General features: G+C 66.8%; 14 protein-coding genes. 4 read left to right on the top strand and 10 right to left on the bottom strand.

Annotation, left to right across the window (positions count from 1 at the left end; all coding sequences use genetic code 11):
• Window positions 1-36 precede the first annotated feature (36 nt).
• Entirely contained in the window at window positions 37-1290 is a 1254-nt protein-coding gene (locus tag JCQ34_RS05150; protein WP_286402604.1) for a M20 family metallo-hydrolase, read from the bottom strand.
• A complete protein-coding gene (locus JCQ34_RS05145; RefSeq protein WP_286402602.1) occupies window positions 1287-2981 on the bottom strand; it encodes an amidohydrolase in 1695 nt (564 codons plus the stop codon). The genes JCQ34_RS05150 and JCQ34_RS05145 overlap by 4 nt, the downstream gene beginning before the upstream one ends.
• 158 nt (window positions 2982-3139) lie before the next feature.
• Here JCQ34_RS05145 and JCQ34_RS05140 point away from each other — a divergent pair, with 158 nt between their 5' ends.
• From JCQ34_RS05140 to JCQ34_RS05130, 3 genes are all read left to right on the top strand, one after another.
• On the top strand, window positions 3140-4333 hold the full coding sequence (locus JCQ34_RS05140) for a helix-turn-helix domain-containing protein (protein WP_286402599.1): 1194 nt from the start codon (window positions 3140-3142) through the stop codon (window positions 4331-4333).
• Between the two features lie 168 nt (window positions 4334-4501).
• Window positions 4502-5830 carry an MFS transporter gene (locus JCQ34_RS05135; protein WP_286402597.1) on the top strand — a complete coding sequence of 443 codons (1329 nt, stop codon included), beginning with the start codon at window positions 4502-4504 and terminating at the stop codon, window positions 5828-5830.
• A gap of 98 nt (window positions 5831-5928) precedes the next feature.
• A complete protein-coding gene (locus JCQ34_RS05130; RefSeq protein WP_286402594.1) occupies window positions 5929-7218 on the top strand; it encodes an ArgE/DapE family deacylase in 1290 nt (429 codons plus the stop codon).
• 60 nt (window positions 7219-7278) lie between these two features.
• Here JCQ34_RS05130 and JCQ34_RS05125 read toward each other — a convergent pair whose 3' ends face one another.
• The 7 genes from JCQ34_RS05125 to JCQ34_RS05095 all read right to left on the bottom strand — a co-directional run bounded on the left by JCQ34_RS05125 (window position 7279) and on the right by JCQ34_RS05095 (window position 16029).
• Entirely contained in the window at window positions 7279-8121 is an 843-nt protein-coding gene (locus JCQ34_RS05125) for an esterase/lipase family protein (protein ID WP_286402592.1), read from the bottom strand.
• A gap of 294 nt (window positions 8122-8415) precedes the next feature.
• Window positions 8416-9168 (bottom strand): GntR family transcriptional regulator, encoded by a 753-nt coding sequence (locus JCQ34_RS05120; RefSeq protein ID WP_286402589.1) that lies wholly within the window; start codon window positions 9166-9168, stop codon window positions 8416-8418.
• Entirely contained in the window at window positions 9149-10771 is a 1623-nt protein-coding gene (locus JCQ34_RS05115; protein ID WP_286402586.1) for a dipeptide ABC transporter ATP-binding protein, read from the bottom strand. The genes JCQ34_RS05120 and JCQ34_RS05115 overlap by 20 nt, the downstream gene beginning before the upstream one ends.
• Window positions 10755-12575, bottom strand: coding sequence for a gamma-glutamyltransferase family protein (locus JCQ34_RS05110; RefSeq protein ID WP_286402584.1), 1821 nt, complete (start codon window positions 12573-12575; stop codon window positions 10755-10757). The genes JCQ34_RS05115 and JCQ34_RS05110 overlap by 17 nt, the downstream gene beginning before the upstream one ends.
• 4 nt (window positions 12576-12579) lie before the next feature.
• A complete protein-coding gene (locus tag JCQ34_RS05105) occupies window positions 12580-13476 on the bottom strand; it encodes an ABC transporter permease (RefSeq protein ID WP_286402583.1) in 897 nt (298 codons plus the stop codon).
• A complete protein-coding gene (locus JCQ34_RS05100) occupies window positions 13476-14426 on the bottom strand; it encodes an ABC transporter permease (protein ID WP_286402581.1) in 951 nt (316 codons plus the stop codon). The genes JCQ34_RS05105 and JCQ34_RS05100 overlap by 1 nt, the downstream gene beginning before the upstream one ends.
• A 10-nt stretch (window positions 14427-14436) precedes the next feature.
• Window positions 14437-16029, bottom strand: a complete 1593-nt coding sequence (locus JCQ34_RS05095; RefSeq protein WP_286402579.1) for an ABC transporter substrate-binding protein — start codon at window positions 16027-16029, stop codon at window positions 14437-14439.
• A 181-nt stretch (window positions 16030-16210) separates the two neighbouring features.
• On the opposite strand from JCQ34_RS05095, the gene JCQ34_RS05090 reads away from it, so the two are divergent.
• The gene (locus JCQ34_RS05090) at window positions 16211-16939 is read left to right on the top strand and encodes a YoaK family protein (protein WP_286402577.1); all 729 of its coding nucleotides are present in this window, start codon (window positions 16211-16213) and stop codon (window positions 16937-16939) included.
• Window positions 16940-17050: 111 nt separating this feature from the next.
• Here JCQ34_RS05090 and JCQ34_RS05085 read toward each other — a convergent pair whose 3' ends face one another.
• Window positions 17051-17713, bottom strand: a complete 663-nt coding sequence (locus JCQ34_RS05085; RefSeq protein WP_286402575.1) for a DUF3841 domain-containing protein — start codon at window positions 17711-17713, stop codon at window positions 17051-17053.
• Window positions 17714-17747 lie beyond the last annotated feature (34 nt).

Here is a 17747-nt window from a genome sequence, read left to right as displayed (position 1 = left end):
CAGCCACCCGCCGTCGCACTGCTCTTGTCGGGCGTGCTAGTCCCCTTCCAACTCGCCCCGGACAAGGCGCCGCGTAACCTCGGTGAGGAGCTCGACGCCCCGCAGCGCGTCGTCGTCGTGCGTGAACTCAGCCTCGTTGTGCGAGATCCCTTCCACGCTGGGGACGAAGAGCATGACGGTGGGAACCACGTCCTTCATGTTGGTCGAATCATGCCCGGCCACGGTCATCACGTCCGCGTGGGTATAGCCCAGGCTCTCCGCGCTGGCCCTGCCGAGTGCTGCTCCCTGGGGCTGGTAGGACACCACTCCCCAATTGTGCGTCAGGTCCAGCCGGATCTCCGTGCGGGAGTCCGCCTGGGCGTCGACGATCCTCTTTTCGAGCCGCTCCATGGCAAGGCCCAGCACGGATTCGTCCGGGGAGCGCAGGTCCAGGTTCATCAGCACCTGCCGGGCGATGGTGACCGGCGAGTTCGGCAGGACATACAGCTCGGAGACCGAGGTGTGCAGCAGCCCGGGCTCGAATTCCGCGGCCAGTTCACGCGCGGCGGTGATGACCAGCGCGGCGCCGAAGAGGGCGTCCCGGCGGTCTTCCATGCGGGTTGCGCCTGTGTGCGACTGTGCTCCGTCCACCGTCACCCGGTACTTGCTGGCGGCCCACGTCCTGTCCACGATGCCCACCTGGGTGCCGCTTTCGTCCAGGTTCCGGCCCTGCTCGATGTGGATTTCGGCGTAGCGGGCAACCTGGGCGAGGACGGGCGCGTTCCCGTCAGGGGCAGCGTGTCCGTTGGCAAGGGCTTGGGCCACGGTTGTCCCCGCGGCATCGGTGGTGGCGAGGGCATCCTCCAGCCGCAGTTTCCCGGTGAAGACGCCGCTGCCCATCATGCTGGGCTTGAAGCGGCTGCCTTCCTCGTTGAACCAGTTCACCACGGCCAGGTTGTAGCCGGGCTGGAGCGTGCCGGCCCGGGCTTCCGCCGCAACCCGGGCACCGGCGTGGGCTGCTGCGAGCACCCCGTAGGCCCCGTCATACCGGCCGGCCAACGGCTGGGAGTCCAGGTGTGAACCGACCAGGACGTAGGGGGCGCCGGGCACCAGTTCCACGGTGCCGAACTGGTTGCCGGCCTCGTCCACCGTTTCGGTGTAGCCGTGCCTGGCCAGCCATTGGCTGAACCAGGCCCGGGTGGCGTGGTCCTCCGGGGTTCCGGCCTGGCGGTCCACGCCGCCGCCGGGCGTGGCGCCAAAGCCGGACATCGTGGCGAAATCCGCGAGGAACTGCTCATCGGTGGTGCTCATGGGGTTTCCTTTCCTGTCAGCGCCGGCTCCAGGTCTGCGAGGCGGGCCGGTGCCGGTAGATTTTCTGCGCCGAAACGGATGTGGCCGCCCACCATGGTGGCCAGCACCCGCGTGGCTGAGATGTTGGATGGCTCGACGGCAGTGGGGTCCTGGTCGAGGAACACCAGGTCCGCCAGGTACCCCGGAGCCAGACGACCCTTGATGTGGCCGGTTCCGGTGGCGGCGGCGGACCCCGTGGTGTAGGCAGCCAGTGCCTCAGTCGCCGTGATCCTTTCGTGCGGCCCGTAGACCTCGCCCGACGGCGTCAGCCGCTCCACGAAGGACTGCATGACATCCAGCGGCCTGCCGTTTGACACGGGACGGTCCGAGCTGCCCGGCAGGGTGACGCCACGCTCCAGCAGGCTCTTGCCTGGGTAGGACCAGGCGGTGCGTTTGGGACCCAGCAGGCGGGCCATGCCGTCGCCGAACTCGGTGATGAAGTGCGGCTGCGGGACCAGCACGATTCCGGCATTGGCGATCCTGTCAAGCTGGTCGGGCCGGACCACCCCGCCGTGCTCGATCCGGTTGGGCTGTGCATTGAGCCCGAACTTTTCCTGCGCCTCGGTGATGATGGCGATGGCATGGTCCACGGCGTGGTCGCCGATCGCGTGCATCGCGATTGCCCAGCCGGCGCGGTAGGCGGCGAGCGCAGATGCGCGCAGCTGGTCCGCGTCCATCTGCAGGTAGCCGTGGTTGTGCGTGCAGCCCACATAGTCCTCGGTCATATAGGCCGTGCTGCCCAGGAGCGACCCGTCGCTGAAGATCTTCACGGGGCCCAGCCGCAGCCAGTCGTCGCCCAGCCCTGTGCGGATGCCGGCGTCCAGAGTCCTGGAGGCCGGGTCGTCGGCGTGGCCGGGAACCTCGTGGAGGGCGTCCATGACCAGCATGGGCTGCATCCTGACACTGAGCAGCCCCTTGTCCCGTGCGTTCAGGTATGCCGCGAACTCGCGCGGAGAGTAACCGATCCAGCCGCCGGCGATTCCTGCATCCGTAACGCTGGTGAGTCCTTCGGACAGGTAGTGCGAGGTTGCCAGGTCCAGCGCGCGCTCAATGGTCTCCAGCGGGTACGGCAGCAGGATGTCCTGCACCAGACGCATGGCATTTTCCTCCAGCAGACCCGTCGGCAGGCCGTCGTCGCCCATCACCACAAGTCCGCCGTCAATCGGGGCACCGAGATCTGCGCGCGCGGCGACGAGTTCCAGCGCCGCGCCGTTGAGCGTGCAGGCGTGGCCCGACGAGTGCTTGATCCATACCGGGCGTCCCCCGGCGGCCGTATCCAGCCGGTGGCGGTCCGGTTGCCGGCCGTCGAACAGCAGGGGGCTGAAGCCGGACGCCACCACCCATTCGTCGGGAGCCTTTCCGGCGGCCGCCCCGGCAATGATGTCGTACAGCTCGTCCAGGTTTGCCGCTGCCCCCGCGTTGGCCTCCATGAGCCCGAGGCCGAACCACACGCTGTGCGCGTGGACATCGTTGAACCCTGGCACGATCGTGGTCCCGGCGGCATCGATGGTCTGGAGGGCATGGCCGGCCAGGGCAGGGTCCGGATCGACGTCGAGGATCTTGCCGTCATGGATGAGCAGGCTCGTCGCCATGGGCCGGGAAGCCTCCTGGGTCAGTATGTGTGCGTTGCGGATCAGGAGATCGACGGGCATGAATCCTCTTTGATAAGCCTCCGGATGGGACGGAGGGTTCAGGGCAGTGGCCTTGAAGTGGGGCTGCGCTCCATTCAACTCTGTAATTTTGCTGCCTTCAATGGACATCAAACGCGGTCTTGAAGCGCTAATTTAGGCTTTTGCATAAAATGGGTTGCATGACACCCCAAGACGACACTGCCGCGCGCCCCTCAGGTCCGGTGACCAGGGAGTTCAATCCGGGCCGGCCCATGGAGCCGGAATGGACTGAACTGTTGGAGAGCCTGTGGAAGGAACGCTCCCGGCTGGTGGATGACTTCCTGGAACGCTTCTCCGCGATTTCCTACGGGGACGCGTTGGTTCCCAAGGATGATGTGTACCGGACCGCCGCGGACACCATGGACATGTTCCTGTATCAGATGGCCGGGTTGGAGCTGCCCACGGACCTGCAGACCTTGCCCCGGGAGGTGGCGGCCCGCCGGGCGCGCCAGGGCGTGCCGCTGGACGCATTTCTTGAGGCAATCCGCAATGACTTCCGCGTTCTCTGGAGGGGATTGGAACGGGTGGCCCGGGACCAAGGGATCAGCGTCCTGGTGGCCAACATGGACCGGGTCCTGGACGCCGTAGAGGGGTATATCAGCAGCATCCAGCAGGCCTATGCCGAGGAAGAGGCACGGCTGGCCCGCAACAAGCAGCTGTACCGCCAGCGCCTGCTGTCCCGGCTGTTCAACGCCGAAGCAGGCAGTCCCGGCGATACGCAGGACCTCGCCACGGCCCTCGGAGTGCAGGCCACCGGTACCTTTGAAGTGCTGGCGGTGACCTCCGACGCGGTGGCGCAGGCCCAGCGGCAGTTCGAGCCGGACCACCGCATCTATATGTACGAGAACACCGGCGTCCTATACGTCTTCCGCCAGCAGCGCAAGGGCCGGACCTGGCGCGAGGAAGGCCCAGGTTTCCCCGCCGGATACGTGCCCGATGTTGACGGGCTGGCGGCCGTCCCGGCCGCTTCCGCATCGGCGCTGGTGCTGGCGCGGCAGAAGCCCCGGGGCACCGGGCTGGCCACGATGGAGGATACGTGGATGGGCATCGCCGGGGGCCTGCTGGAGCAGAAGTTTCCGGGCTTTTCCGCCCCCATAAAGCAGGCCCTGGACAGGTGCACACCGCTGGAACGCCAGCGCCTGTTGCAGGTGGCGCGCAGTTACGCCCGGACCGGATCCATCAAGGAGACCGCGGAGGAACTGTTCTGCCACCGGAACACCGTGGTCAACCGCCTGCACAGCCTGCACGAGGTCATTGGCCTGGACCTCACCGTCCCGGCGGAGGCTGCGCGGGCCCTTGTTTCGCTCAGCCGGTACAGCGAGTTCACGGATTGATTTGTGAAATTGCCCACCTAGAAGCCGAAAAGTGGGTGGATATTGTCATTGTTTAGGGCTTTATCACTCACCTAATGTCGAAGGAACCACCGCAGCGAGCAGGCCAGCGCCTTTCGACCGCCGCGGGACCGGGACGCAAGACTCAACCCGCTCGAAAGGGCCCACGCTGTGACCACCTCGAATTCACTCCCCACCGCCGCAGGCGCTCCTCCGGTGATCTCCGGCAAAGACGCAGGAAAGATCGCCCGCGCCGCCTTCGTCGGAACCGCCCTGGAATGGTACGACTACTATCTCTTCGGCACGGCCGCCGCGCTGGTTTTCAACCGGCTCTTCTTCACCAACATGGACGCCACGGCAGCACTGCTGGCCTCCTTTGCCACGTTCGGCGTCGGGTTCGCCGCCCGGCCCATCGGTGCCATGATCTTCGGTTATATCGGCGACCGCTACGGACGCCGGCCGGCGCTGCTGACCACCATCGTCATGATCGGCGCGGCCACTGCCCTCATTGGCCTGTTGCCCGACTTCGGCAGCATCGGCCTGGCTGCACCCATCATGCTTGCCATACTGCGACTGGTCCAGGGCCTCGCCGTCGGTGGCGAGTGGGGCGGCGCCGTGACCATGGCTGTGGAGCATGCCCCCGTTGAAAAGCGCGGCCGGTACGCCGCCCTGGTCCAGGTGGGCTCGCCGGTGGCAACGTTGCTGGCTTCCGGCGCCTTCTCACTGGTACTGCTGTTCCCGTCCGAAGCCTTCGATGCTTGGGGTTGGCGTATTCCGTTCCTGCTGGCCTTCCCAATGCTGGGTATCGCGCTCTGGATCCGCTTGAAGGTGGAGGAATCCCCCATCTTCAAGGATCTGCTGGCCCAGGGTGAAACGGCCAAGGTCCCGGCGTTCGAGGTCTTCCGCCACGCCGGCGGCCGGCTGCTCGTCGCCGTACTCGCCGCACTGCTCGGCGTCGGCGGGTTCTACATGATCACCACCTTTGCGGTGAGCTATGGCTCCAACACCCTCAAGGTGGACCGGAACGTCATGGTCAACGCAACACTGGTTGCCGCAGTGGCCCAGATCGGCGTCACCTTCGTGATGGGCCGGCTCGCGGAGAAGATTGGACCGGGCAAGGTGACCATGTGGGGCGGCATCGTCAGCGCAGTGATGTCATTTCCCCTCTTCGCGATGATCGACACCAAATCCCCGTGGATGATCACCCTGGCCATCACGGTAGGCATCATGCTCATCGCGGTTGCCTACGCCGTCAATGGCGCACTGCTGACCGAGCTGTTCCCGGCGAAGCTCCGCTACTCCGGCGTGGCCCTGGGCTACAACATCGCCGGTGCCACCAGCGGGTTCATGCCCCTACTGGCCACCGCCATGTTGGGCATTTCCGGCAACCAGTCGTGGGGTGCAGCCCTGATCCTGGCCATCATCTCCCTGCTCACCGCCGTCGGCGGGTTCTTCGGCGAGCGCCTGCGCGTCCAGGACAAGAAGCTCGTCACCAGCTAGGACTGACACCGGCGGACGGTAAGCCGCCGCGCTATCACTACCAATCACCCAAGGGGAGCCGTCCAGCGGACGGCTCCCCTTCCCGTAAGGAGACCACCATGCTCAATGACGATCAGACCCGGCGCATCCTGGACGCCGTCGATGCCGCCTTCGACGACCAGCTTTCCTTCACCCAGGACCTTGTGAAGCACCCGTCCCTGCGAACCCGGGAAGCCAGCGCGCAGGACCTGATGTACGGGGCCATGGCCGGCCGGGGAATGGAGATGGACCGGTGGGAGCTGGACCCCGCAGACCTGTCCACGCATCCCGGCTTTGGACCGGTGACGGTCGACTATAGCGGCGTGACCAACGTGGTGGGCACCTACCGTCCGGCCACGGAGCGCGGCCGGTCACTCATTCTCAACGGTCACATCGATGTGGTCCCCGAAGGCCCGTCCGAGGCCTGGTCCCGCTATCCCTGGGACGCCCCCATCATCGACGGGTGGCTGTACGGCCGCGGGGCCGGTGACATGAAGGCAGGCCTGGCGGCTAATCTTTTCGCCTTCGACGCTGTCCGCAGAGCAGGGTTCGCACCGGCAGGCCGGATCCACTTCCAGTCCGTCGTCGAGGAGGAGTGCACCGGCAACGGCTCGCTTTCCGCCCTGATGCGCGGATACGAGGCCGACGCCGTGATCATTCCCGAACCCGAGGAGGACATGCTGGTGCGGGCCAACGTGGGCGTGCTGTGGTTCAAGGTCAGGGTCACCGGCAACCCAACGCATCCGCGCGAAATGGGCACCGGCTTCAACGCCATCGACGCCGCCTACACTGCAATATCCGCCCTGCGCGAGGTGGAGGAAAAGTGGAACGCGGACCGCGGACAGCACCGCTACTTCGAGGACCTTGACCACCCCATCAACTTCAACTTCGGCGGCATCGCTGGCGGGGACTGGCCTTCCAGCGTCCCGGCCTGGTGCGAGTTCGATGTGCGGGCTGCAATCTATCCCGGCATTGTCGCGGAACAGGCCTGGCAGGAACTCCAGGACTGCCTCGAGTCCCTGGGCCGCGGGCCAGACCCAATCACCGCCGTCGGCGAAAAGACAGGGTTCTTCTCCGAGGGCTACGTGCTGGAGCCCGGGACTGACGCCGAGGCCATGCTGCAGCGCACGCACGCACAGGTGTTTGGCCGCGAGCTGGAAAGCTTTACCACCCCGGGTTACCTGGACGGCCGGGTCTTCGCTCTTTACGCCGATACGCCCGCGCTGGTTTACGGCCCCGTTTCTGAGGCGATCCACGGGTTCGACGAACGCGTCTCGGTCGAGTCCATCCGCCGGATCACCAAGAGCATCGCGCTGTTCATCGCCGACTGGTGCGGCATTGACGGGCAGCCGGGAACCCCGGTGCAATAAACCACGACGGCGGGTGGCCGGCTTTTGGAAGCCGGCCACCCGCCGTCGTGGTTTAGGTAGCTAGAGGCAGACGGGCTGGTAGGCAGGGTCCGCCGGACCGGACGGCTGGGCCAGGGCGTTGCCCACGAGCTGGTGCACCACCGGATCATTGGGCGCCTGGTCATGTTCAATCACATCGGCCGGGCACTTGTCCTGAATGGTGATGTTGGTGACCTGCCGCGCAGAGCCGTTCAGGAACTGGCTGTTGTAGGGGATCACCACCTCGTCGTGGGTGGTGGAGATGACGGTGTAGGCGGGGCCTGCGACGGTGTCGCCGATGGAGTTGAGCTCCTGCATAAACGGCGAACCGGCCTGCTGGTCTGCACAGGCGGCACAACCGGCGGCGGTGTAGTCCGGCGTGGGCACCAGGTCCGGCGGCGGCAGGATCACGCCTTTGGTGCCGTGGTTGGACGGGGCGATGCCGACGAGCTGGTGGACGTACTTGGCCCCGCCAAGGAAGCCCATGTAGTACCGGGGCATCATGCCGCCCTGGCTGTGTCCCACCAGGTCCACCTGCTTGGCGCCGGTCGCGGAGCGGACCGCGTCCACGAAGGGTGCCAGCTCCTTGGCGGAATCTTTCACGGGAGCTGTGGCGTAGACGCCATTTGTCTGGCCGTAGTTGAGGGCGAAGACGCAGTACCCCTGGCTCTTGAGATAGGGCGACAGGGTGGACCAGTTCTTCTCCATGCTCTCGAACGTCCCGGGCACCAGGACCACCGGATACGGATGCGCTGCCGACGGTTTGCAGGACCAGTCATTGGCACCTGGCGGGGAGATATCGACGGCGTGGGCGGGGACTGCAACCAGGGATGAGGCCAGGACTGCAGCGGCGGCGACGGACAGGGCCCGGGAAAGGAACGACATGGAAACCTCTTTGTTCATCTGTCTTTAGGGCGGCCCGAGCTGATGGTCTTGGGGTGTCCATCAGTTCCGGCCGGGGTTTTCCATGCTGGCAGCGCTGCCGCTCCTCCGCAGCGGAAGTGCACGGATGTGCGGCAAGAAAGGGTGCGGAGAGGTGAGGCCGTAACCGCTGCATTGTGACCCATAGCACAGCGTTGTTACTGGTGAGTAGGTAGTTTTCGTAGGCCCCGGCGTTGGTCGGCCTCCCACAGGCAGCTGCACGAATGTGCAGCTGCCTCGCTATGCTCACCCCCGGAATCAGGCCCTAGTATCCGCGGGCTGGCCGCCTGACGGCTCCATCGGCGTCGCGGGTGGCACATCCTTCTCCGTAAACCGGCTCAGGTATCCGGACCGGGACCCGTGGACGTGTGCGGCCATCCCCTGCTCGGCTGCCTCGGAGTTGCCGGCGTCGATCGCTGCCATGATGCCCCGGTGCTCGGCCCAGGATCGTATGCCGCGGGAGTCCACGTCGGAGGCGTAGAGCCACTCGATCTTGCCGGAAATCTGGCGGAGCAGCGCGGTGAGGGACGCGCTGCGGCTGAGTTCAGCGACCCCCAGGTGGAACCGGATGTTCAGCTCGGGCAGGAGCTCCACCTGCCCGCTTGCCACCGCTTCATCGCCCTCGTCCAGGATTGCGGCCAGTTCCCGCCGCGTCTCCCACCACTGGTTATCCGGACCTCCCGCTGAGAATTGGGCCGCAGCCCGCCGGGCAGCCCGGCGGGCGGTGGCCGCCTCCAGGGCCTCGCGCACGGCGAAGAGGTCGTCGGCGTCGTCCACCGGTATCTCTGACACCGTGGACCCGGCGAAGGGCTTTGACTCAACGAAGCCCTCCACCTCAAGGGCCCGCAGCGCCTCGCGCACCGGAACCCGGGAGATCCCGTATTTCGCGGCCAGGGACGCTTCCGTGATCCGTGTCCCGGCGGGGAGCTTCCCGAAGATGATGTCCCGCCGGATCTCGTCCTGGACGCGGGCCCGTGGGGTGGGATCGCCGCTAGCTAGCGAAGGCTGCACCGGGTATCGCTCCAAGTAGCTCTCTGGTGTAATCGGCCGAGGGTGCCATGAAGACCTGCTCCACGCTGCCGGTTTCAACCACTTTTCCTGTTTTCATGACCACCACGTTGTGCGCAATCTGGCGAACAACGGCCAGGTCGTGCGTGATGAAGAGGTAAGTCAGGCCCAGCCTATCCTGCAGGTCCCCCAGCAGAGTAAGGATCTGCTCCTGCACCAGCACATCCAGGGCCGAGACTGCCTCGTCCAGGATCAGCAGCTCCGGTTCCAACGCCAAGGCCCGGGCAATGGCCACCCGCTGGCGTTGCCCGCCGGACAGTTCATGGGGCCGGCGCTGCGCCACAATCCGCGGAAGCGCCACCTGGTCCGAGAGCTCCGCCACCCGTTCACGTCGGCTCTCCCGAGTCCCTATCTTGAAGATCCGCAGCGGCTCATCGATCAGCCGCTCAATGCTGAAGGTCGGGTCCAGGGATCCGTACGGGTCCTGGAAGACGGGCTGCGCGATGCGGCGCAGGGCGCGGCGGGTCTGCGCGTTGCTGGTGGCGATGCTCTCGCCCTTGATTAGCGCCGTGCCCGAGGTGGGTGTCTCCAGGCCCAGGATGATCCGGGCAACCGTTGACTTCCCGGAGCCGGATTCACCCACCACCGCCGTGGTGGTCCCCCGGTGCACGTCGAACGAGACGTCGTCCACGGCCTGGATCCTGCGCCCGCTCTGGCCGCGCAGCTTGAACTCCTTGGCCAGGTTCTTGACCGACAACACCGGAGCTGGCCGGTCACGTTCATCAGGCAACGGACCGGAAACCGCGTCGGCGGAAAGGCTGGCCGACGGCGCGGCGGCCACCAGGCGCCGCGTGTAGTCCTCCTGCGGATTCAGCAGCACCTCCCGCGGCGTGCCGGTCTCCACAATCCGCCCGTCGGCCATGACGATGATCCGGTCCGTGCGGTCCCCGGCCAGCCCCAGGTCATGCGTGACGAACAGCAGCGAGGTGCCCCGCGCATCCACCAGCGTCTGGAGGTGGTTGAGGATCTGCCGCTGGACAGTGACGTCCAGGGCCGACGTCGGCTCGTCCGCGATCAGCAGGTCCGGCTCCCCCGCGAGGGAGATGGCGATCAGGACGCGCTGCCGCATGCCGCCGGAGAACTCGTGCGGGTACTGGTTGTACCGGCGTTCGGCGTCCCGGATGCCAGCTTCGGTCATGAGTTCCACGGCGCGCTGCTTGATGGCATCCCGGCCGCGCATGCCGTTGCTGGCCAGCGCGTCGGCGATCTGGGCGCCGACCTTCATGGAGGGGTTGAGGTTGGACATGGGATCCTGCGGGACCAGGCCGATCTTCTTTCCCCGGATGCCGCGCAGCTCCTTTTGGGTGACGTCCGCGAGGTCTGCCCCGTCGAGCAGGATGGACCCGTGGGTGACCCGGCCGGCGCCGGACAGCAGGCCCAGGATGGCGCCCACCACGGTGGACTTGCCCGATCCCGACTGGCCCACGATCGCCACCCGCTCGCCCTTCTTCAGGTCGAAGGAGACCTTGTCCAGGACCGGGGTGCCGCCGTAGCTGACCTCCAGGTCACGGACGGAAAGCAGAATGTTCCTAGCGTCCTGCTGCATAGCCCTGCGCTCCCCTCGGGTTGGCGGCGGCCTTGAGGACACCGGTTTCGGGGTCGCTCACCACCGATGACAGGCGGCCGAGCGCCCAGTCCCCGGCCCGGGTCACCACGTGGCCGCGTTCTTCCAGTTCGTTAATCACGTCGTCGCCCAGGCGGTCTTCAACCACCGCGCCGCCCGGCGTCCAGGTGCGGGGCCAGAAGGATCCCGGGATGGAGATGGTGTGGAGGGAGGGTGCGTCCACGGCCTGCTGGGGCTCGTAGCCGCCCACGATCGTCCGGAGCAGGTACAGCAGCTGCCACTGGTCCTGCTGGTCGCCGCCCGGGGAACCGAGGGCGGTCACCGCTTTGCCGTCCTTCAGCACCAGCGTCGGCGTCAACGTGGTCCGGGGGCGCTTGCCGGGGGTTAGCGTGGACGGCGCACCCTCCTCCAACCAGGTCATCTGCAGCCTGGAACCCAGGCAGAAGCCCAGTTCGGGAATGGCCGGGGAGGACTGGAGCCAGCCGCCGGACGGCGTTGCGGAGACCATGTTTCCCCACTGGTCCACGACGTCGATGTGGCAGGTGTCCCCGCGGGTTTCCCCGGTTGGCATGACGGTAGGTTCCCCCACGCCGGCGAAGGCAAGCCCGCCGTTTTCCGCGAGCGACGGCGGGAGGTACTCCGTGCGCAGCGGCGGAACGAAGGGTTCGTGGCCGGGGACTTTGCCGGGCCGGAACTCGTGCGAGGCCTTTTCACCGATTAGCTTCCGGCGCTCCGCCGCGTACTCGGGGCTGAGTAGGTAGTCCATCGGCACTTCCGCGTCGCCGTAGTAGGCCTCACGGTCCGCGATGGCCAGTTTCTGCGCTTCAAGGATGGTGTGCGCGCCGATGGCGGTGGACGGGTCCAGCCGGTCGTCGTCGAACCCTTCCAGGATGGCGAGGGTCTGCAGCAGTGCCGGCCCCTGCCCCCAGGGTCCGGTCTTGGCAATCGTATGGCCGCGGAACTCAATGGTGGTGGCGGGTTCGTAGCCGGCGGAAAAACCGGCGAAGTCCGCTTCGGTCATGACGCCCGCGTGGTCGGCCCCGGACGAGTGGCGGTGCGGTGTTGCGAGGAATTTGACCGCTGCCTTGGCCACAAATCCCTCGCCCCATTCCCGGCGGGCGGCGTCGATGCGTGCTTCCCGCGAGGCTGACGCGTCCGTTTCCCCGGCGGCTACGAGCCGGTCAAGGACGTCGGCGTACGCAGGGTTCTTGACGATGTCTCCGGCTGCGGGAATCTTCCCGTCCGGCATCCAAAGGGCGGCCGACGTCGGCCAGTGCTCGGTGAAGAGGTCGGCGACGGTTTCGATGGTGGTCCCCACGCGGCCCACGATCGGGTGCCCGTTGCGGGCATAGCCGATGGCGAAGGCCAGCACGTCCCCCAGCTCCCAGGTGCCGTGGTCCCGGAGGAGCAGCAGCCAGGCGTCGACGGCGGCTGGCACCGCGGCGGCGAGCGCACCGGCGCCGGGCACCAGTTCCAGCCCTTCGGCCAGGTAGTGCTCGCGGGTTGCGGCGGCCGGGGCGGGGCCCTGGCCCATGAGCACGACCGGTTCGGAGGGGTTCTCCGCCGTGACGAAGGCGCCGGTCATGTCCCCGCCGGGGCCGTTCAGGTGGGGTTCCACGACGTGGAGGACGAAGGCGCCGGCGACGGCGGCGTCGAAGGCATTGCCGCCGCGTTCCAGCACTGCCTGCGCGGAGGCGGTGGCGAGCCAGTGGGTGGAGGCGGTCATGCCGAACGTGCCCTGGAGGGTGGGGCGGGTGGTGAAGCTGTCTGCGGGGGTGTACGTCATTGGGTTATTTCTTTCGGGTGGTGGCGGCGGGGTCCAAAGCGTCGCGCAGAGCGTCGCCGAACAGGTTGAAAGCCAGGCAGATCGCGGCGATGCCGAGGCCGGGGACGATGGCCGCCGTGGGTGAGCGGAAGAGGTACTGCTGGGCGTCGGAGAGCATGATGCCCAGGCTGGGTGCAGGCGGCTGGATGCCCAGGCCCAGGAAGGACAGGACTGCTTCGCCGATGACGGCCGCGGGCATGATCACCGTGGCCTGCACGATGAGTGCAGAGGCGGTGTTGGGCAGGATGTGCTGGAAGATGATCCGCCCGCCGGAGGCATCCATGGTCTTGGCGCCCATGACGAAGTCGCTTTCCTTGATCCTCAGCGTTTCACCGCGGATGATGCGGATCATGGCCGGGATGTGCGCGATGCCGATGGCCACTGCTGCGTTGCCCAGGCTCGGGCCGCTGATGGCCACGAGCCCCACCGCGATGATCAGGAAGGGGAAGGCCAGGGTGACGTCGTTGAGCCGGGAAATGATGGCGTCCAGCCACCGCCAGTAGCCCGCGAGCAGCCCCAGCGGGGTGCCGATGACCACCGAGAGCAGGACCGCCAGCACCCCGACCTCAAGGGAGGAACGGATGCCGAAGACCAGCCGGGAGAAGATGTCACGGCCAAGGTCGTCGGTGCCCAGCAGGAAGCCCACGGTGCCGGGTTTCTGGAACGGGGTGGCGAAGTGGACCTGCGCCGGATCGTACGGGGCCAGGAGCGGTGCCAGCAGGGCCACCAGGACCACGAGGGCCAGCAGGATGCCGCCGGCCAGGCCCAGGGGGTTGCGCCGGAGCGACTTCCAGATGCGTCCGCGGTCGGAGCCCAGGCTGGTTGCGCCCGGGGCTGCAGGGCGGATGTCGGTGACGGCCATCAGTTGCTTCCTACTCGGATTCGCGGGTTGATCGCGGAGTACAGGATGTCCACCGCAAGGTTAATGAGGATGTACCCAACGGTGATGACCAGCACCACGGCCTGGATCACGGGGTAGTCGCGGGTGAAGACGGAGTCCAGGGTGAGCTTGCCGAAGCCCGGCAGGGCGAAGATGCGCTCCGTGACCACGGCGCCGGAGATCAGCCCGCCCAGTTGCAGGCCCACGATAGTGACCACCACGATCAGGGAGTTCCGGAGCCCGTAGCGGAACAGGATCCGGCCGCCGCCCAGGCCCTTGGCGCGGGCGGTGCGGACGTAGTCAGTGCTCATGGTTTCGATCATCGAGGCGCGCGTCTGCCGCAGGATGACGGCGGCGAGGCCGGTGCCCAGGATCACCGCGGGCAGCGTCAGGTAGTACAGGCCGCGCACGGGGTTCGTTCCGACGTCGACATAGCCCGATGCCGGGAACCAGCCAAGGTTGACGGCCAGGTACAGGATGGCCAGCAGGCCAAGCCAGAAGCTGGGGACGGACAGCCCGATGAGGGCAAAGCCGTTGGAGAGCCATTCCGGCCAGCGGCCGCGGAACCGCTCTGCCACCACGCCCAGCAGGACGCCGACGACGACGGCCACCACGATTGCGTAGGCGGCAAGCCACAGCGTCACGGGCAAGGTGCCGGCGAGCAGGTCCGTGACGGGTGTTCCGGTGCGGGTGGACTTTCCCAGGTCTCCCTGCAGCAGCCGGCCGATGAAAGAGAAGTACTGGACGGGGAGGGGCTGGTCCAGGCCGAGCTGGGAGCGGATGGCGTCCAGCTGTTCAGGACTGGCCTCCTCCCCCGCCATGGCAATGGCCGGGTCACCAGGGAGTTGGCGGATGCCAATAAAGATGACCACGGAGGCGAGCACCAGGGTGATGGCTGAGTGCCAGAGACGGGTCGAGAGGTATCGGATCATGGTGGAGTCCTTATTTCTTCACGAAGGCCGCGTTGCTGAGGTGGACCACACCGTCCGCGAACGTTTCCACTCCGGCCACCTTGTTGGAGTAGGCCGTGAGGCTGTGGATCCGGTAGAGGTAGATGATCGGGTTGTCCGCCTGCACCTGCTGGACGGCCTTGCCGTAGAGGGCCGCCCGGGCTGCCTGGTCGGTGGAGGCGGAGGCGTCGGTGAGGAGCTTGTCCACGGCCGGGTTGCTGTAGCCGGAGTAGTTGTTGCCGCCGCCGGTGGCCAGGAAGTTGTACATGTTGCCGTGCGGGTCCACGCGCCCGGACCAGCCCAGCAGCAGGGCTTCGAAGCTGCCGTGGCTCTGGACGTCCAGGAGCGTGGAGTACTCAACGGGCGCGATGGTCAGGGCGAATCCGCCGTCCGCCGCGGACGCCTGGAGCGCCTGCGCATACCGCAGCGAGTCCGGCGAGTTGGTGACCTGGACCTTGATGGGGAAGGGCACCGGAACCCCGGCGTCCTTCAGCATCTGCTTGGCCTTCGCCGGATCGTAGGCCGGGCAGCCTTGGGCGGCGTCCGAAGAGAAGGGGCTGGAGGGTGCCACGGGGGAACAGGCAGGCTCGTACCAGTTGTTGAAGAGCGTGCTCACCAGGGCTTTGCGGTCGATGGACATCGAGAGCGCCTGGCGGATGGCGGCGTTCTTGGCCAAGGGCGTGTTGAGGTCCCCCACCGGCTTGCCCACACCGTTGGTGTTGCCCAGATTGATGGTCAGGCCCTGGTAGCCCAGGGATCCCACCTGGAGCACCCCGACGCCGTGTTCCTTGGCCAGCGCGTCCACGTCCTGGGGTGCGATGGAGTCCGCCACCTGCACGTCACCGGAGCGCAGGTTGGCGGTCCTGATGTTGGAGTCCGTCATGATCCGGTACGTGACGCTGTCCAGGTGGACGTTCTTGGTGTCGTAGTACAGCGGGTCCCGTTCCACCTGAATGGAGGTCTGCGGGATGCGCTGCTTGAACTTGAACGGTCCCACGCACACGGGGTGGTCGCCGAAGGCATCCCCTGCCGCAGCAACCGCCGTGGGCGAGAGGATCATGCCGGCACGGTCCGCGAGCGCCGCGGTGAGCGGGGCGAACGGCTTCTTGTAGGTGATCTGGACGGTGGTGGGGTTCGGGGCCGTGATGCCGCTGATCGGACCCAGTTCGCTCTTGCGGGCGGAACCTTTCATGGTCAGGTCCCTGTTGAGGGTGTCGCGGACGGCCCCGGCGTCGAACTTGGTGCCGTCGGCAAACACGGCGTCATCCCGCACCTGGATGGTCACCGTCTGCCCGTTGTTGCTCACCTCGGGAAGCTTGGTGGCAAGCTGCGGCACGATCTTGCCCTGGGCGTCGATGTCGTACAGCTTCTGGCACATCGTCTGCATGACGTACCGGGTGTAGAGGGACGACGACGTTGTGGGGTCCAGGCGGTCGGGTTCAGCCGAGAGGGCCATCACCAGGTCGCCGCCCTCCACCACGGTCTGGTTGCCGATGGGGGCGGAGGTCACGTCGTTATGCACTACCGCCTCGGGCAGGGGCTGGATGGGCGCGCAGGCGGTCATCGCCAGTGCCAGGGCGGCCACGCCTCCGCCTACGGCAGCGCTTTTCGCCCTGAATGGAGTGCCGTCCGGAAGGGCCCGGGGGCGGAACGGGAGTCTCATACAAGTCCTATGATCGAGCACGGAATGTGAGATTGAATACAATCGCTGAACGAACATATCCTTGGTATACGTTTCGATTCAAGGGTGTATTGGAGAATTTACGGTGAGGAAACATTTTTTTGGTTCGGCTGAGCGGCTGCACCTGGTGCTGATGTTGGCCCTGACGTTTTCAACCGGCGTGGTGGACGCAATGGGCTACCTGGGCTTGGACCGCGTCTTCACCGGAAACATGACGGGCAACGTGGTGCTGCTGGGCATGGCCATGGCCGGCGGAACCAGCCTCCCCATTCTTCGGCCGGCGCTGGCGCTGGCCTTCTTCATGCTGGGCGCAGCTTTGGCCGGGCGGCTCCTCCGGCGCAACAGCGAAGGCTGGTCACCGCAGACCTCCGCAGCCCTGTCCGCGGTATCACTGGGCCTGTGGGCGCTAACCGTCTTCGTGCTCCTGGCCCCCGTGCAGGCCGATCCCACCCTCGGGAGCATCGTCACCAGCGCACTCGCCCTGCTCATGGGCACCCAGGCCGCGACGGCGAAGCGCCTGAAGGTCGCGGAAATCACCACCGTGGTGGTCACCTCCACCATCACCGGGCTCGCCTCCGACTCACGACTGGCAGGCGGCAAGGGAACGTTCTGGCAGCGCCGCGCACTGGCCATCGCCCTGATCATGCTCGGGGCACTGGCCGGGGCGGCAGCACTGCATGTGCACCTGGCGCTTGCACTGGCGCTGGCAGCGGTGATCGCCACGGCAGTCACGGTAACAGGGCACGTCGCCCACCGGCGGGCGGCGGCAGAAGCAAAGGCCGGGTCGGGGAGTCCCTCACTGGCCCGGGACTGACGCCTCAACTGAGCCCGGGTGGGAGGGGGCGGCCACTGCCTGGCGGCCGCACCTCGGGTTGCCCCCACTGCCCCTTCCCCTAGACATCACTGAAGTTGCTTTCGGCGGTCTCTAGCCGATCCGTACAGCGTGGAGGACATCTTCGGCGCGGAGGACGTGCGCGGTCGCCTGCACGACGTCCCACCTGCCGTAGGTTGACGGGTCGAGGAACTGCTCCCAGCTCCGCTCGAGATCCCTGCGCAGATCCTCGGGCCACTCCCGGAATCCCTTACCAAGCACACCGGCTGCCCGCTTGCGCTCGTTGAGTTCGTCCCAGATCCGGTCCAACCGCGCGCCATAGTCATCGTCGCTCTCGCCCGGCAATTCAAGCACGTGAGGTGTGGCGCCCAGGGCGCGGTGCCAGTCCGAGAAGTGGGACAGCAGAACCCTTTCCCGCGGGATCCGGCAGGTCAGCAGGACGTCGCCACGGTGGCGCCTGCAGCTGCCGACCAGGTATTCACGGGTAATACGCGCCCAGAACCAGAGGGCACCATCTCCACTGGTGGGAAGGCGGCGGTCCATCTCCCGGAACATCCAGGCATAGGCGTCGGCGAACAGCGGCTCCGCCCGGCTCGGATCCGGGATGAGTTGCCCGGTGGACAGGAGTTCCTTCAGGGCTTCCTCGGGCTGGAAGGTGTGCAGCAGGAGACGGTCGGCGTTCAGGTCGTAGCCGACGCGGCCAGCGGGAACTGCACGGTCCGCGCGGGGTGACGGGAAAGTTTGGCACAGGCTCAAGGTAGGACAGCCCCCTGACAATGCGACTAGAGGC

It is taken from the genome of Pseudarthrobacter defluvii (assembly GCF_030323865.1).
Taxonomy (GTDB): Bacteria; Actinomycetota; Actinomycetes; order Actinomycetales; family Micrococcaceae; genus Arthrobacter; species Arthrobacter sedimenti.
The sequence above is the reverse complement of the archived record's forward strand: the minus strand, read 5'-3'. Positions and strand labels throughout refer to the sequence as shown.

Bases quoted from the DNA above. Each gene is read 5' to 3' on its own strand.
- JCQ34_RS05110 (WP_286402584.1), bottom strand. From the start codon at position 12,575: ATGACGTACACCCCCGCAGACAGCTTCACCACCCGCCCCACCCTCCAG.
- JCQ34_RS05145 (WP_286402602.1), bottom strand. From the start codon at position 2,981: ATGCCCGTCGATCTCCTGATCCGCAACGCACACATACTGACCCAGGAG.
- JCQ34_RS05150 (WP_286402604.1), bottom strand. From the start codon at position 1,290: ATGAGCACCACCGATGAGCAGTTCCTCGCGGATTTCGCCACGATGTCC.
- JCQ34_RS05130 (WP_286402594.1), top strand. From the start codon at position 5,929: ATGCTCAATGACGATCAGACCCGGCGCATCCTGGACGCCGTCGATGCC.
- JCQ34_RS05115 (WP_286402586.1), bottom strand. From the start codon at position 10,771: ATGCAGCAGGACGCTAGGAACATTCTGCTTTCCGTCCGTGACCTGGAG.
- JCQ34_RS05140 (WP_286402599.1), top strand. From the start codon at position 3,140: ATGACACCCCAAGACGACACTGCCGCGCGCCCCTCAGGTCCGGTGACC.
- JCQ34_RS05125 (WP_286402592.1), bottom strand. From the start codon at position 8,121: ATGTCGTTCCTTTCCCGGGCCCTGTCCGTCGCCGCCGCTGCAGTCCTG.
- JCQ34_RS05100 (WP_286402581.1), bottom strand. From the start codon at position 14,426: ATGATCCGATACCTCTCGACCCGTCTCTGGCACTCAGCCATCACCCTG.
- JCQ34_RS05105 (WP_286402583.1), bottom strand. From the start codon at position 13,476: ATGGCCGTCACCGACATCCGCCCTGCAGCCCCGGGCGCAACCAGCCTG.